Annotated in this window: 14 protein-coding genes and 3 pseudogenes; 11 read left to right on the top strand and 6 right to left on the bottom strand. The window is 69.6% G+C overall.

All coding sequences use genetic code 11. The features are described from left to right. Positions 1–44: 44 nt before the first annotated feature. On the top strand, positions 45–1,373 hold the full coding sequence (locus M2157_RS13610; RefSeq protein WP_280865386.1) for a class I SAM-dependent RNA methyltransferase: 1,329 nt from the start codon (positions 45–47) through the stop codon (positions 1,371–1,373). 621 nt (positions 1,374–1,994) lie between these two features. On the opposite strand, the gene M2157_RS13605 is transcribed toward M2157_RS13610, so the two are convergent. After that, a complete protein-coding gene (locus tag M2157_RS13605; protein WP_280865385.1) occupies positions 1,995–2,363 on the bottom strand; it encodes a hypothetical protein in 369 nt (122 codons plus the stop codon). Between M2157_RS13605 and M2157_RS13600 the strand changes: the two genes are divergently transcribed. The 6 genes and pseudogenes from M2157_RS13600 to M2157_RS13575 all read left to right on the top strand — a co-directional run. Beyond that, on the top strand, positions 2,332–3,081 hold the full coding sequence (locus tag M2157_RS13600) for an SDR family NAD(P)-dependent oxidoreductase (protein WP_280865384.1): 750 nt from the start codon (positions 2,332–2,334) through the stop codon (positions 3,079–3,081). The genes M2157_RS13605 and M2157_RS13600 overlap by 32 nt on opposite strands. Before the next feature lie 511 nt (positions 3,082–3,592). Further along, positions 3,593–4,429, top strand: coding sequence for a helix-turn-helix transcriptional regulator (locus tag M2157_RS13595; RefSeq protein WP_280865383.1), 837 nt, complete (start codon positions 3,593–3,595; stop codon positions 4,427–4,429). A 246-nt stretch (positions 4,430–4,675) separates the two neighbouring features. Then, positions 4,676–5,269 (top strand): TetR/AcrR family transcriptional regulator, encoded by a 594-nt coding sequence (locus M2157_RS13590; protein ID WP_280860308.1) that lies wholly within the window; start codon positions 4,676–4,678, stop codon positions 5,267–5,269. A 105-nt stretch (positions 5,270–5,374) separates the two neighbouring features. Beyond that, entirely contained in the window at positions 5,375–6,112 is a 738-nt protein-coding gene (locus M2157_RS13585) for an NAD(P)-binding domain-containing protein (protein ID WP_280865382.1), read from the top strand. A 205-nt stretch (positions 6,113–6,317) separates the two neighbouring features. Next, positions 6,318–7,061: an NAD(P)-binding domain-containing protein gene (locus tag M2157_RS13580; protein ID WP_280865381.1), complete on the top strand. Its 744-nt coding sequence runs from the start codon at positions 6,318–6,320 to the stop codon at positions 7,059–7,061. A gap of 302 nt (positions 7,062–7,363) precedes the next feature. Continuing rightward, positions 7,364–8,139 (top strand): annotated as a pseudogene (locus tag M2157_RS13575) (IS5 family transposase); the annotation flags it as partial. Positions 8,140–8,151: 12 nt separating this feature from the next. Here the strand turns inward: M2157_RS13575 and M2157_RS13570 are convergent. After that, complete coding sequence (locus M2157_RS13570; RefSeq protein WP_280865380.1) at positions 8,152–8,544, bottom strand: nuclear transport factor 2 family protein; 393 nt, start codon at positions 8,542–8,544, stop codon at positions 8,152–8,154. Positions 8,545–8,875: 331 nt separating this feature from the next. Beyond that, positions 8,876–9,529, bottom strand: a complete 654-nt coding sequence (locus M2157_RS13565) for a helix-turn-helix domain-containing protein (RefSeq protein WP_280865379.1) — start codon at positions 9,527–9,529, stop codon at positions 8,876–8,878. A gap of 133 nt (positions 9,530–9,662) precedes the next feature. Here M2157_RS13565 and M2157_RS13560 point away from each other — a divergent pair, with 133 nt between their 5' ends. Next, the gene (locus M2157_RS13560) at positions 9,663–10,415 is read left to right on the top strand and encodes an NAD(P)-binding domain-containing protein (protein ID WP_280865378.1); all 753 of its coding nucleotides are present in this window, start codon (positions 9,663–9,665) and stop codon (positions 10,413–10,415) included. 259 nt (positions 10,416–10,674) lie between these two features. Beyond that, on the top strand, positions 10,675–11,076 hold the full coding sequence (locus tag M2157_RS13555) for a hypothetical protein (protein WP_280865377.1): 402 nt from the start codon (positions 10,675–10,677) through the stop codon (positions 11,074–11,076). Positions 11,077–11,084: 8 nt separating this feature from the next. On the opposite strand, the gene M2157_RS13550 is transcribed toward M2157_RS13555, so the two are convergent. Then, entirely contained in the window at positions 11,085–11,276 is a 192-nt protein-coding gene (locus M2157_RS13550) for a hypothetical protein (protein ID WP_280865376.1), read from the bottom strand. 50 nt (positions 11,277–11,326) lie between these two features. On the opposite strand from M2157_RS13550, the pseudogene M2157_RS13545 reads away from it, so the two are divergent. Further along, positions 11,327–11,560, top strand: a pseudogene (locus tag M2157_RS13545) (hypothetical protein); the annotation flags it as partial. A 161-nt stretch (positions 11,561–11,721) separates the two neighbouring features. Here M2157_RS13545 and M2157_RS13540 read toward each other — a convergent pair. Together M2157_RS13540 and M2157_RS13535 are read right to left on the bottom strand one after the other, a co-directional pair. Next, positions 11,722–12,051 (bottom strand): annotated as a pseudogene (locus tag M2157_RS13540) (transposase); the annotation flags it as partial. A gap of 182 nt (positions 12,052–12,233) precedes the next feature. Further along, positions 12,234–12,815 carry a helix-turn-helix domain-containing protein gene (locus M2157_RS13535; RefSeq protein ID WP_280865375.1) on the bottom strand — a complete coding sequence of 194 codons (582 nt, stop codon included), beginning with the start codon at positions 12,813–12,815 and terminating at the stop codon, positions 12,234–12,236. Positions 12,816–13,131: 316 nt separating this feature from the next. Here M2157_RS13535 and M2157_RS13530 point away from each other — a divergent pair, with 316 nt between their 5' ends. Next, a complete protein-coding gene (locus M2157_RS13530; protein WP_280865374.1) occupies positions 13,132–13,605 on the top strand; it encodes a nitroreductase family deazaflavin-dependent oxidoreductase in 474 nt (157 codons plus the stop codon). Positions 13,606–13,686: the final 81 nt, after the last annotated feature.

The raw sequence follows: 13,686 nt of genomic DNA, 5'->3' as shown, positions 1-13,686 counted from the left end.
GGCCGCGTTCCCCTTTCCCCTTGACGTTGTGGAGTCACCCCGCCATGCAGGCAGAACCGAAGAAGTCGCTGGTGGGGCAGGAGTTCGAAGTCGAGGTCGGCCCCGTCGCGCACGGCGGGCACTGCATCGCCCGCACGGAGGACGGCCAGGTGCTGTTCGTCCGGCACACGCTGCCCGGTGAGCGGGTCGTGGCCCGGGTGACGGAGGGCGAGGAGGGGGCGCGTTTCCTGCGCGCGGACGCGGTGTCGGTTCTGGAGGCGTCCAAGGACCGCATCGAGGCGCCCTGCCCCTACGCCGGTCCCGGCCGCTGCGGCGGCTGCGACTGGCAGCACGCCAAGCCCGGCGCCCAGCGGCGCCTCAAGGGCGAGGTCGTCGCCGAGCAGCTGAAGCGGCTCGCGGGTCTCACCCCTGAGGAGGCCGGCTGGGACGGCACGGTGATGCCTGCCGAGGGCGACAAGCTGCCGGCGGGCGAGGTGCCTGCCTGGCGCACCCGCGTGCAGTACGCGGTGGATGCCGACGGCAACGCCGGTCTGCGCCGCCACCGTTCGCACGAGGTGGAGCCGATCGAGCACTGCATGATCGCCGCGCCGGGCGTGAGCGAGCTGGGCATCGAGGACCGCGACTGGTCCGGGATGGCGTCCGTGGAGGCGATCGCGGCGACCGGCTCCCAGGACCGCATGGTCATCCTGGAGCCCCGGCCGGGCGCCCGCCTGCCCCTCGTGGAACTCGACAAGCCCGTCTCCGTCATGCGCGTCGAGGAGAAGGACGGCGGCATCCACCGCGTCCACGGCCGCGCCTTCGTGCGCGAGCGGGCCGACGGCCGCACCCACCGGGTGGGCAGCGGCGGCTTCTGGCAGGTCCACCCGCAGGCGGCCGACACGCTGGTGAAGGCGGTCATGCAGGGCCTGCTGCCGCGCAAGGGCGAGATGGCGCTCGACCTGTACTGCGGTGTGGGGCTGTTCGCGGGGGCGTTGGCCGACCGCCTCGGCGACAAGGGCGCGGTCCTCGGCATCGAGTCGGGCAAGCGCGCGGTCGAGGACGCCCGGCACAACCTCGCCGCCTTCGACCGGGTGCGGATCGAGCAGGGCAAGGTGGAGGCCGTGCTGCCGCGCACCGGGATCACCGAGGTCGACCTGATCGTGCTGGACCCGCCGCGGGCGGGGGCCGGCCGTAAGACCGTCGAGCACCTGTCGTCCCTGGGCGCGCGGCGCATCGCGTACGTCGCCTGCGATCCGGCCGCGCTGGCGCGGGACTTGGGGTACTTCCGGGACGGGGGGTACCGGGTGCGGATGCTCCGGGTGTTCGACCTGTTTCCGATGACGCATCACATGGAGTGTGTGGCGATTCTCGAACCGGCTTCAAAGGCGCTCTGACCTGCGGCTTTCTTGGACTGCTCAGGTGCGTCGAGGTGTGCCCGACCTGTTTCCGTCAGTCCATCGCGTGGAGTGCGTCGCAGGCTCGCGCCACATGCCTCACCTGCTGCTTCGAACAGCGGGGTGCGGGCGATGAAAGCTCTGCCTCGGCTTCGTGAGGGGGCGGTGGAGGACGTGTCTTGACGCTCGTTCGACGCTGCTTCTGATGGGGCGTCACGAGGCTCGTGCGCCTGAAACAGCAGCGAGGTCAATGATCAAACTCAGACTGCACGCGGGCTCAGGAGTTGGACGCCAGGCGCGGGTCGAGTCCGTACTGATCCGGCACGCCAAGGTGGCCCCGCAGTGTGCTGGTCTCGTAGTCGCCACGTGACCTCACGGTCAGCGGTCTCGACACGCCTTGTCACGTCGGTCCAGAAGCCTTCGGATTGCGACCGACAACGCTGCCCGCGGCTCCGGGGTCGGTCTGGAGCCTCGACCGCGCCTGCCGTCCCCTCGTGTACGGGGCGCGGCGAGATGGTGAGTGACGTGCAGGCCCTCAGCGCAACGCGTGCCGTGCCGTCGATGGCACGGTCGATGACAGCGGCGGCGACGGCGGGCGCGGCGACTTTTACGGCTGCTGTCTCAGCACGCGCTCTTGGCGACGTGCCGGTCGATCAACCAGGCGGTCTCGAGCACGAGCAGGCTCGCCTGCGCGAAGTCGCTGCGTGAGCGCGCGACGAGCTCCTGGACGACGCCCTCGTCGGCGAGCGTTTTGCCGACGTGATGCGCCGGCGCGACTGCTCGGCCAGCGGCCCCCGTCCAGCTTCTGCAGGACCCGGCCCGACGGCCGGCGTTCTCTTCACGAGGCAGAGACCGCCGATCCATGGACAAACCTTCCTCTCCCGCCCTTGCGCGGGCGCTCTTACGGTCGAGGCTGCGGGCGCTCACCGGCCCGCCGTACCGAAGGAGCAGGACCCCCATGAAGATGACCGGCAACACGATTCTGATCACCGGCGGCACCTCTGGCATCGGTCTCGGCCTGGCGGTGCGTCTGCACGAGGCCGGCAACAAGGTGATCGTCGCCGGCCGGCGCAAGGAACTCCTCGACGAGATCACGGCCGAGCACCAGGGTATCGACGCGCTCGTCCTCGATGTCGCGGACCCCGACTCGATCGCCCGGGCCCGTGAGACCGTGGCGGCGAGCCACCCGGAGCTGAACGTCCTGGTCAACAACGCCGGCATTCAGCTGCTGGAGAGCGTCCTCGACCCGGCCGGACTCCAGGTCGCCGAGGATCACGTCGCGACCAATCTGCTCGGCACGATCCGGATGACGTACGCCTTCCTGCCGCTGCTGGTGGGCAAGGACGACGCGGTCGTCATGAACGTCACCTCCGCGCTGGCGTTCGTACCGTTCCCGATCACGCCGACCTACAGCGCGACCAAGGCCGCGCTGCACTCCTTCTCCGAGAGCCTGCGCATCCAGCTCGCCGGTGCTGACGCCGGCGTCCAGGTGATCGAGGTGGTCCCGGCGGGCGTGCGCACGACCCTGATGGGCCAGCAGGACAGCGAGCAGGCCATGCCGTTGGACGACTTCCTCACCGAGGTCCTCGATCTGCTGCGCGAGAACCCCGACGCGAAGGAGCTGGTCGTCGAGCCCGCAAGGTTCATCCGCGACGCGGTGGCCACCGGCTCCTACGACGACGTCCTCGCCATGATGACCGGCAGCTGACCGACCCGTAGTTGACCGACGCGGAACAGCAGCACGCGGGCGGGTCCCGTGGGGCCACATGAGGGACGAACGCGAGCCGGACCCGCTTCGGCGTGGTCCTCACCGAGGATGCGGAACGGTAAGGAAGCGTCTTCGGCTTCGCCCCGGTCGTCGCACGAGAGGGGGCCGGCTGCGTCCTGAGGGCCGACGGGCACGCGAGCGCCCGGCCGGCACGGCGAACATCGTCGGGCCGGCCGGGCCGGGCGACGAGGCCCGGGACCGGTCCCAAGCGGGCGTCCTTGACGGGGGACCGTCGCCGCAGGCCGTCTTCCGTACCGGCGGCCTGCGGCGCACTGCCAAGGGGCGGCGCATTGCCCAGCGGGTCATGCACGTCCGGTGACCATCGAGACTTCTCGCTGCGAGTGCCTCGACGTCGGCCGACCGAGTGGGCTTCGCGCAGGCGGGAAAGGACTGCTCAGCCATGGATCGGCGGTCTCTGGATAGCCGGGTGGGTTGCGGCGAGGATGAGGGCATGGACAAGAGAGAACTGGCGGCATTCCTGCGCCACCGGCGCGAGACGCTACGGCCCCGCGACGTCGGGCTGGTCGAGGGGCCGCGCAGGCGTACACATGGGCTGCGCCGCGAGGAGGTCGCGCAGCTCGCCGGCATGTCCACCGACTACTACGCCCGGCTGGAGCAGCAGCGTGCTCCGCAGCCCTCGGTCCAGATCACCGCGGCTCTCGCGCGGGCGCTGCGGCTGACCCTGGACGAACGCGACCATCTCTTCGTCCTCATCGGCCACAACGCTCCGGCCCGTTTCCACCGCTCCGAACACGTCAGCCCGACGCTGATGCGGGTCCTGGACCGACTGGACGACACCCCGGCCCTGGTGACGACCGACCTGGTCGACACCCTCGCGATGAACCCCTTGGCCGCCGCACTGCTCGGCGACCAGACCCGCCACACCGGTCTGGCCAGTAGCGGCTACTACCGTTGGTTCATGGACCCGGCCGAACGTCTGGTCTATCCCGAGGAAACCCACGAACGCCACGGCCGCGCCCAGGCAGCACGCCTGCGGGCCGCGCTGACCGCCGGCAGCGACACCACCCGAGCCGCCCGGATCCTCGCCGAACTCCAGGAACACAGCCCCGAGTTCGTCCGCATGTGGGAACTCCAGGAGGTCGCCCGCTACGGCGACTGCAAGACCCTCCTCCATCCCGAACTCGGCCGCATCGACGTCGACGCCCAGCTCCTGTACACCGAGAACCGCGCCCAGACCCTGGTGGTGCTGACCACGCGCCCCGGCACGGAGAGCCACAGCAAACTCGAACTGCTCTCCGTCATCGGACACCAGCAGCTCACCCCCTGACGTCCCGGGCCGGGGACCGGGCCGGGCTCGCGCGGCAGGGGCCGGACAAGGGCACCCTGGAATGGTGCAGCCGGCACGAGTTCTGCCCTGCACTCTGCGGCCAGATATGTCGGCCCCCGCACTGTCCGGGCTCCCGTGGTCGGGCCGCCGGTTTGACCGGATGCCGCCTCCGTTTTACTCTCGAGTGCATACGGAGGCGGCATCCGGTTTGGTGCGGTCGCAGGGTCACGGCAGGCGGGAGGGCGTATGAGCGCCGTCGAACAGCGGGGACGTAAGCCGCGCGCGGACGTTCAGCGCAACCGCGCGGCCCTTCTGGAGACCGCGCAGCGTCACTTCCTGCAGCACGGGGTCGGCACCTCCCTCGAGGCGGTGGCCAAGGAGGCGGGTGTCGGTCCCGGCACCCTGTACCGGCACTTCCCCACCCGGGAGGCGCTGCTGGCGGCGGTGCTGCAGACGCGGTCCGAGGAGCTGGTGGCCCGTCAGGCGGACATCGACCGGCTCGGCGACCCGGCCGAGGCGCTGGAGCAGTGGCTGCGGGCGATGGAGGAGTACTTCAGCGCCTTCAGCGGGCTGCCGGACCCGCTCATGGCCGCGGCCAGGGCGCAGGAGCCGGACAACCCGCTGACGATTCCCTGCGACATCCTGATCTCCGCCACCGACCAGTACGTGCGCGCCGCGCAGCTGTCGGGGCGGGTGCGTGCCTCGGTGCGGGGGCACGACCTGTTCCTCGCGGCCTGTTCCATCGCCTGGATCAAGGGCACCGGCACCGAGGAGGAGTCGCTCGACCGGCTCCGCACCCTCATCGCGAGCGGCTACCGCCAGCGGGACACCCAGGCGTAGACCGCCAGGCGCCCCGCCCCACACCCACATGGCCGGGCGGCACCACCGCACGGCCATCACCTCGTGCTGCCCGCAGGGGCGGCACGACCTCTCAAGGGACACATCATGAAAATTACTGTCATAGGCGCCGGTGCCATCGGCGGGAACCTCGCTGCCAAGCTCAGCACGGCCGGTCACGACGTCCAGGTGGCCGACGCCCGCGGCCCCGAGGCCGTCCGGGCACAGGTGCTGGAGTCCGGGGCCCGCGCGGTGGACCTTGCCGACGCCGTCCAGGGCAGGGATGCCATCGTCCTGTCGATCCCGTTCGGGGTGGCGGGCCAGCTGGCCGGCCTGTTCGCGTCGGTGCCCGACGAGACGGTGGTCATCGACACCGCGAACTACTATCCCGGCATGCTCAGCGAGCCGATCGAGGCGGTCGACAACGGTCAGGTGGAGAGCGTGTACACCGCCGAACTGCTCGGCCGCCCCGTCATCAAGGCGTGGAACGCCGCCCTGGCAGAGACCCAGCGGACCAAGGGTGTTCCGGCCGGAACACCCGGCCGCCTCGCCATCCCCGTCGCCGGTGACAGCGAGGAGGCGCGGCGCGTGGCCATGAGCCTGGTGGACGACACCGGCTTCGACCCCTACGACGCCGGCACCCTGGCCGACTCCTGGCGCCAGCAGCCCAACGGTCCCGCCTACTGCACCGAGTTGACCCTCGACGAGCTGCCGGCGGCCCTGGCCGCAGCCGACCGCGCCAAGGACGCGGCCATCCGCGACAGCCTCCCGGAACGCTTCGCCGCCCTCGGCGCCAACCCCACCGTCGACGACGTCGTCGAGATGAACCGCGCCGCCCACCGCTGAGACACCGACCTGCCCCTCGTGCACCCAACGACACGAGAGCGGCAGCGCCGGCACGCCACGAACACACACGACGAACACGAAGAACGGCGCTCACTTCGGCAAGGCCGCCATTACTCACCCGCACCACCGCGTCCGCGGCCGGCCCGCAGCTCCAAGAACCCCGGTCACCGAAACCGGGGTTCCTTTCCGGACAAGGAGTTTCACCATGAAGATCGGCATTCTCGGCACCGGGAACATCGGCAAGACGCTGATCAGGCGGTTGAGCGCGGCCGGGCACGAGGTGAAGGTGGCCAATTCGCGCGGCCCGGAGACGATCGAGGCGGACGTGCTGTCCTCGGGTGGACGCGCGGTGACCGCGGCGGAAGCCGTAGTGGACGTCGACGCCGTGATCCTCTCCATCCCCTTCGACCGCATTCCGCAGGTCGCACCACTGATGGCCAACGTGCCGGCTGACACGGTTGTCATCGACACGTCGAACTACATCCCGCATCGGGACAACGGAATCGCGGCGATCGAGGCCGGCCAGGCCGAGAGCGTGTGGGCTGCCCAGCAGCTGGGCCGGCCCATCGTCAAGGCGTGGAACTCGATCGGAGCCGAGTCGTTCGCGTACAGGAACAAGCCGACGGGAAGTGCGGACCGCATCGCGCTCCCCGTCGCGGCCGACAGTCCTCGAGAGCGTGAGCTGGCAATGGCACTCGTTGAGGACACCGGGTTCGACGCCTTTGATGCGGGGCCGCTCGCGGAATCCTGGCGGCAGCAGCCCGGCACGCCCGCCTACTGCACGGATCTCACCCGTCAGGAGCTGCCGGACGCACTGGCGACGGCCGACGCGGCGCGATCACCGAAGCGGCGCGACCTCGGGTTCGCCGTGGTCCAGGAACGCTTCGGGGCCGGCGTGCAACCAGACGCGGAATTCCTTGTCCGCCTGAACCGCGCAATTTGCATGTGAGCAGGGACGGGGGCTGACGCGGTGACCCGTCATTGTCGAAGTCGAACGGCTTATCGCTCTGTGTAGGAGTCTCACCATGTCATCCCCCCCACCAGACGCCCATTGGCGTGGGCATCGTCGGTCTTTCCGCCAGGCGCGGCTGGGCTTCTCAGACCCACCCTTTTTCGGGACGGCCGGAAAGCTGGCGGCGGCCGACGGGTCGACCTGATGGTGGTCACAGTGAAGGCGCGTCGGAGCCGCCCCCCGTCAGGTCGCGCTGGATCTGCCAGCCGCAGCGGAAGCCGTGAGAGGTCAGTGACGGGTTGCGGGCGGTGATCGACCGCTGTTGCCGAAGCACGAGCGGCGGTCCGGTAGCCGGGGCGTAAGCGGATCGATGACCGCAAGGCGCTCCAGGGTGTGCTGTTCGTCCTGTACGCAGGTGTCCAGTGGGAGTTCCTGCCGCAGGAGTTGGGGTTCGGTTCCGGTCCTACCTGCTGGCGGCGGCTGGCCGAGTGGCAGGAGGCCGGGTGTGGGAGGAGCTCCAGCGGGTGCTGCAGGACGGATTGCGGGCGGCGGACCGTCTCGACTTCTCCCGCGCCACCATCGACGCCTCTCATGTGCAGGCCAAGCGGGGCGACGCAGCCCGAAAGTCGGTCCGAGCCCGGTTGGCCGCGGGCGGCCGGGCTCGAAGCATCACGTGCTGACCGATGCCCGCGGCACTCCGCTGTGGGTGTCGCTGACCGGTAGCCACCGCGACGATGTCACCCAGCTTCTGCCGCTGATCGACAGCCTTGGGCCGGTGCGGGGCAAGCGGGGCCGCCCCCGGCGCAAACCCAGGATGCTGTGTGCCGACCGCGGTTACGACGACGACCTCTATCGCCGCCGACTGCGCGAGCGCGGCATCACACCGAAGATCGTTCGACGGAGCCGGCCGCACGGCTCGGGCCTGGGCAAGGTCCGCTGGAACGCCGAGTCCGCCATCGCCTGGCTCCATGGCCCTCGCCGCCTGTGGATCCGGTGGGAAGTACGCGACGACATGCACGACGCCTTCCTGCAACTCGCCCACTGCATGACACTCGCCCGCAAGCACCCGGCTTTTTTGAAAGCACCCCTAGAAGCGATGTGGCCACGTGAGATGGATGACCCGCCGGGAAATGCGCCAGCCGTCATCGGTGCGTCGCAGGTCGTCGGCGTAGACGACGCTGGCGACAGTGCCGCCCTCCAGCAGGCTCAGGCCTTTGGATCGGGCCCGCACCTCGTCGCCCGGGCCTTCCGACACGACGATGTTCGTCGTGTGGTGGGCTTTCGCGTGTCCGGGAGCGTTCATGAAGGCCGCGATCGCGTCCAGCCCGACGACCGGGTCGCCGCCGAAGACGCTGCCGTCCCACACCGCGTCTTGGGTGAGGCATTCGCCGAGACGGTCCAGTTCATGGTCGTCCATGATGTGCGCCCACAGCGCCACGGCCCTGCTGATTTCGACAGTGTCCTCATTCGTGGGTTTCACGTTCGGCTCTCCATTGTGTGCGCTGCTGGATCAGGCCTTGGCCCCGCTCAGCATGGCCGGCACCTGGTCGTAGGCGCCGTTGACCGCGGCGATTCCCTCCCTCGCCGCAAGGGCCGGGCGCGCCCGGCAGTCTCGACTATGGGGGTGTATCGGCGGGGGCGGGAGAGGACCACATATCCATGGACCGACAATCCTCCCCAGCTCCGGACGAGCTGGAGCGTCGGTCGGCTGGGTGCCGACCGAAGACCGCAGAGAGGAGGCCTGTAGGAGCCGGATTCGGTTGTGTCGGCAGCCCGCGCGTCGGTGACCTTCTGGCGCATGCCGGCCGGCCCTACCGGATCGTCGGCAGCAAGGAGTTGTGGACGAGTGCCGGGGGCAGAGGCCCGGTGCCGGTGGCGCACATGCCGTCGAAGGTGAGCCGCAGGTAGCGCCGCCAGGCCGACGGATCGGCAGCCAGCAAGGGTGCGGCGGCGTAGTACACGCCGCAGATCAGCAGCATCACGTCCTGCCCGTTCAGATCCGCACGGAGTGAGCCGTCGCGTTGCGCCCGCCGCGCCAGTGACCCGGCTGTTGCGATCAACTGCTCCTGTCCGGCCTGTATCTCCGGGTGCCGGACATCCGACACCATACGCAGGGCCTCCGCGAGCGCCCGGTTGTTTGCGTAGAGATCGACGCCCGCGCTCATGAACTGCAGCAGGGCGGCGTCGGCGTCGGCCTGCTCGGCCTGCTGGCGGCCCACTGCCACCAGCCCGTCGATTGCCTCGCCGATGATCGCGGCGAACAGGTCCTCCTTGGTGGGGAAATGCCGGAAGACGGTTCCCTTCCCGATCCCCGCCCGTGCCGCGATCTGCGCAATGGACGCTTCCGCGCCGTGCTCGGCGAACACCTCCGCGGCAGCCTTCAGCAGCGCCTTGCGCGTCCGTACCGCGTCGGCTCTCATCCGTCGCGCGGGAGGCGCTGCAACGGCTTCTTCTTCAGTGCTCATGGGTCCACTCTACGCAATATGACCGGGCGGTCCGGTTAGGTGGTACGGTAGTTAAAGTGACCAGCCGGTCCGGTTACGGTTCGTGGCTGTGACCGGTCCGGCATTCCCTCATTCCATTGGAGAACAGAGCACCATGAACAAGACACTCGCCTTCATCGGCAGTGGCACCATCGGCGGCATCTTGGCCCGCCTTGCTGTCGCCGCCGGCCTGGACGTCGTCCTGAGCAACTCCCGCGGCCCCGAGTCCCTCGCCGGTCTCGTCGCCGAACTCGGCCCCCGCGCCCGGGCGGCCACTCCCGCCGAGGCCGCCGAGGCCGGGGACCTGGTGGTGGTGTCCATCCCGCTGAGCGCCTATGAGCAGATCCCGGCAGAGCCGCTGGCGGGCAAGATCGTGATCGACACGCTGAACTACTACCCGGAGCGCGACGGCCGCATCGCCGAGCTGGACGCGAACGAGCTGACGAGCAGCGAGCTGGTGCAGCGCCACCTGGCCGACTCCCGTGTGGTCAAGGCGGCCAGCAACATCGTCTCCAGCCAGCTGTTCAGCCTTGCCCGCCCCTCGGGTGCGCCGGACCGCAGTGCCATGCCGATCGCCGGCGACGATGCCGCCGCCAAGGCAGAGGTCGTGGAGTTGCTCGACCTCCTCGGCTACGACGCGGTGGACATCGGCCCGCTCGCCGACAGCTGGCGCAGCGAACCAGGCACGCCCGTCTACGGCAAGGCCTACTACGGCGAAGTGCCCAAGGACGTGAGCTTGGACAAGACGATGGAATGGATTTTCCAGACCCCGGGCGTTCCGATACCCGCCGACCGCGTGAGGGAACTGACCGCCACGGCTGTCCGGGGCCCCGCGGGCGGCAGCTCCTCGGTCGACGCCTGGACCTGAGTGCAGAACATCGCGGAAGAGGTGGAACCGGAACTCCTGCCCGGGTCCGCACACCGACCCACCGCGGTGGTTCCGGCCGCCAGCGGGAAGACAGACGCCCGCGGCTGCCGCCCCGGCTGCGACTGCTGCGGCTGATCCGACACCTGCACGAGGCAGAGAGACCCCGGCCGTCACACGGCCGGGGTCCTCTTCGGCCCAGACCACCTCCGCGAGCGTGGTTTTCCCGCAGCCCCCCGAACCGTGCAGTCAGGCCACAGCGGTGATCCCCCGCGCCGAGCTGATCGAACTCGCCGTCGACCACTCCCTGCAGTGGATGCAGGACCAGATCGACGCGATCGACGCGCGGACCCCGCAGGACGTGGTCTCCGGCTACCTCGACATCTGGCGCAGAGTGGTCGAAGGCACGGACTTCCGCGCCGGCTGCACGATGGCCGGGGTCACGACCGGCGGACACGACCCCGCGATCCTCGATCGGGCCGAGGCCGCCTTCACCGCCACCGGCGAGGCGCTTGCCGCCCGGCTCGAACAGGTCGGAGTAGCGCCCGCCGAGGCCGCACAGCGCGCCGCCCTGCTGGTGATCGCCGCTGAAGGAGCCGTCATCCTGGCCCGCGCACGACGAAGCAGCGAACCACTCGCCCTCGTCGCCGCACAGCTCGGCTGAGCTCAAGCTCAGAACTTCGCGCTCTGCGTACCACCGCCGGCCACCGCCCTGCGGCCGCGAGGGAGCGGGGCGGAACCACTCGCCCCTGGGCTCGCCGCGTCCTTCCCGGTGATCTCCCGCTGCTCTCCGAGGAGAGCGCCGAAGAGCCCGGCTACGGCAAGGAGCGTCTCCACGACGGTCAGGGCGCGAGCCGCGTGCATCAGCGTGAGGCTGCCGCTCTGGTGGTGGTTCTGGAGACGGTTCGTGATCCATCGCGGGCTGGACCGTCGGCCGTTCCAGAGCGGAGCCCCGGACGCTCTCGTCGACTCCCTCTTCCGCCGCCAAGGAACTCGGCACCACCACCAAGCGAGACACGATCAACAACGCCCTGCGCGAGATCACCGCCCGTTACCGGCGCCTGCGCGCACCCGAGGACGCCCGGCAACTGGTGGCCGAAGGCGCCCTGGACATCGACATCCTCCTGGACAAGGCGCAGTACCGGCCGTGCCAGTCGCCGACTACCTCATCGACACCTCCGCCCTCGCCCGCGTCCTGCTTGGTCAACACAACCGAGTGGGAGGACCTGATCGCCGGCGGACTCGTCGCGATCTGCTACATCACCGAACTCGAGGTCGGGTCTGATGCAGGTTTGGGTGACAGGTTCGATCACGCGGCCTGGAGGGCCGGCGTGGTCATGACGGTTTCGTATTCGACAGGTGTCAGTCGGCCGAGCGAGGCCTGACGGCGGCGTCGGTGGTAGGTCCGCTCGATCCAGGGGACGTTGACTCGTCGGCGTGCGAGGGTCATGACGGCCTGGCTGTGCCGTTTGCCTTCTGCGCGATTGCGGCCGTAGAAGCGGCGGGACTCGTCGCAGCAGCGGATGCTGATCAACGCGGAGGTGTAGAAGGCGCGTTGGCGGCGTCGGCCGTAACGGGTGGGGCGTTGCAGGTTGCCGCTCACCTTCCCGGAGTCACGGGGCACCGGGGAGGCGCCGGCGAAGGCAGCTGGCCGGATTGACCTTCCCGCGCCCAGAGGCTCCGCCCCGGCACTCGGGGCGGAGCCTCCGCGTCCGTTGCCGCAGGCCCTGAGCCTGCGCACAGGAACTCGATCGACGGCGCACTCCACCAGGGCGAGCTGGTGGCCGACAGGGGACCTGGCATGCGCCGAGCAGCCGTGACTCAGCCTCGCGGTCCTGCGCCATGCAGCAGGGTGTCGATGACGAGCGCGGCCAGCGCGTCCGGGTCCTGCGCTGCCGGATCCTGATCGGCGCCGGGCCTGTTGAGGGCTTCGCTGAGGAGGGCGTAGTACACCTGCCGCGTCCACTCCAGGTCCGCGTCCGGAGCGAGCAGTCCCTCTCCCTGCACACGGGTCAGGAGTTTCATGGTGTGCGCGTCGATCTCGGCCCAGAGGGCGACCGCGGCGGCGGGGGTGCGGGCCGTGGCGTGGCTGAGGGTGTAGCGCCAGGTGTTCTTGACCCGCAGGACGTTCGCGGTCACCCGGTACAGCGCCACGAGCGCGGGGGCGGAGTCGGGCCGGGCTTCCTCGATCGCGTCGATGATCTGCTGCTTCGCGGAGACGGCGAGCGCCTCCAGCAGCGCCTGCCGGTTCGCGAACCGGCGGTGCACCGTGATCCTCGTCAGCCCCGCCGCCTCGGCGATCTGCTCCATGGAAGCGCCGGCGTCCTGGGCGAGGACCCGCTCGGCCGCCTCCAGAATCGCGCGCACACTGCGCTCGGCATCTGCCCGCAGTGCTCGGCCCATGTCTGTCTCCTGTCTGGTTCGCTACCCGGCTCCCTTGTAGAGGATACGTGAACGCTACGCATACCTCATTACTCGATTCTCCAGTGTTGCAACTCCAGATGTATTCGATACAGTGGTGACACGGATAAGGGTCGCCCGGAGCTTCATGTACCTGCCTACCCGGGGCTGGATCTGTCCAGCTCGACCCTTCGGTTCCTGTCCCGCAGGCTCTGCTGGTGCTGGCCCACCTGCGGTGCGGACACACCCAGCTCGCGGCCGGTTTCGGCATCGGAACCAGTACAAACGAAAACTCTTCGACAGTAGGGAGATAGGCGACATGCCACTTAAAGGCGAGTACGAGCCGAGCGCGATGCAACCGGTACGTGACCAGGTGGAGCTGTACGAAAGTTCCGGTGGTACGGAAGGATTGACGCTGAACGAGCTGATGGGTCCGGATGCGGGGCGGGACCTGCCTGTCGTCATCCTGACCACCCTGGGCGCGAAGAGCGGCAAGATCCGCAAGTCCCCGGTCATGCGGGTGGAGCACGACGGCTCCTACGTCGCCGTCGCCTCCATGGGAGGAGCCCCCAAGCACCCGGTCTGGTACCACAACGTGGTGGCCGACCCCCGGGTGGAGCTTCAGGACGGCCCGGTGCGCCAGGACGTGGTGGCACGCGAGGTGACCGGGGACGAGAAGACCGTCTGGTGGGCTCGCGCCGTCGAGGCGTTCCCGGACTATGCCGACTACCAGACGAAGACGGACCGGGAGATCCCGGTCTTCGTTCTGGAGCCGGCGGCCGAGGAGCACTGACACGGCACAGCTGGTTCAGATCCGAAGAGAGGCCATGGCGCTCGCCAACAGAGCGCCTCGTGGCGCACATCGCCCGCTCGG

This window comes from Streptomyces sp. SAI-127, from assembly GCF_029894425.1.
In the GTDB taxonomy this organism is placed as follows: domain Bacteria; phylum Actinomycetota; class Actinomycetes; order Streptomycetales; family Streptomycetaceae; genus Streptomyces.
The sequence above is the reverse complement of the archived record's forward strand: the minus strand, read 5'-3'. Positions and strand labels throughout refer to the sequence as shown.

Bases quoted from the DNA above. Each gene is read 5' to 3' on its own strand.
- M2157_RS13610 (WP_280865386.1), top strand. From the start codon at position 45: ATGCAGGCAGAACCGAAGAAGTCGCTGGTGGGGCAGGAGTTCGAAGTC.
- M2157_RS13600 (WP_280865384.1), top strand. From the start codon at position 2,332: ATGAAGATGACCGGCAACACGATTCTGATCACCGGCGGCACCTCTGGC.
- M2157_RS13595 (WP_280865383.1), top strand. From the start codon at position 3,593: ATGGACAAGAGAGAACTGGCGGCATTCCTGCGCCACCGGCGCGAGACG.
- M2157_RS13590 (WP_280860308.1), top strand. From the start codon at position 4,676: ATGAGCGCCGTCGAACAGCGGGGACGTAAGCCGCGCGCGGACGTTCAG.
- M2157_RS13585 (WP_280865382.1), top strand. From the start codon at position 5,375: ATGAAAATTACTGTCATAGGCGCCGGTGCCATCGGCGGGAACCTCGCT.
- M2157_RS13580 (WP_280865381.1), top strand. From the start codon at position 6,318: ATGAAGATCGGCATTCTCGGCACCGGGAACATCGGCAAGACGCTGATC.
- M2157_RS13565 (WP_280865379.1), bottom strand. From the start codon at position 9,529: ATGAGCACTGAAGAAGAAGCCGTTGCAGCGCCTCCCGCGCGACGGATG.
- M2157_RS13560 (WP_280865378.1), top strand. From the start codon at position 9,663: ATGAACAAGACACTCGCCTTCATCGGCAGTGGCACCATCGGCGGCATC.
- M2157_RS13550 (WP_280865376.1), bottom strand. From the start codon at position 11,276: ATGCACGCGGCTCGCGCCCTGACCGTCGTGGAGACGCTCCTTGCCGTA.
- M2157_RS13535 (WP_280865375.1), bottom strand. From the start codon at position 12,815: ATGGGCCGAGCACTGCGGGCAGATGCCGAGCGCAGTGTGCGCGCGATT.
- M2157_RS13530 (WP_280865374.1), top strand. From the start codon at position 13,132: ATGCCACTTAAAGGCGAGTACGAGCCGAGCGCGATGCAACCGGTACGT.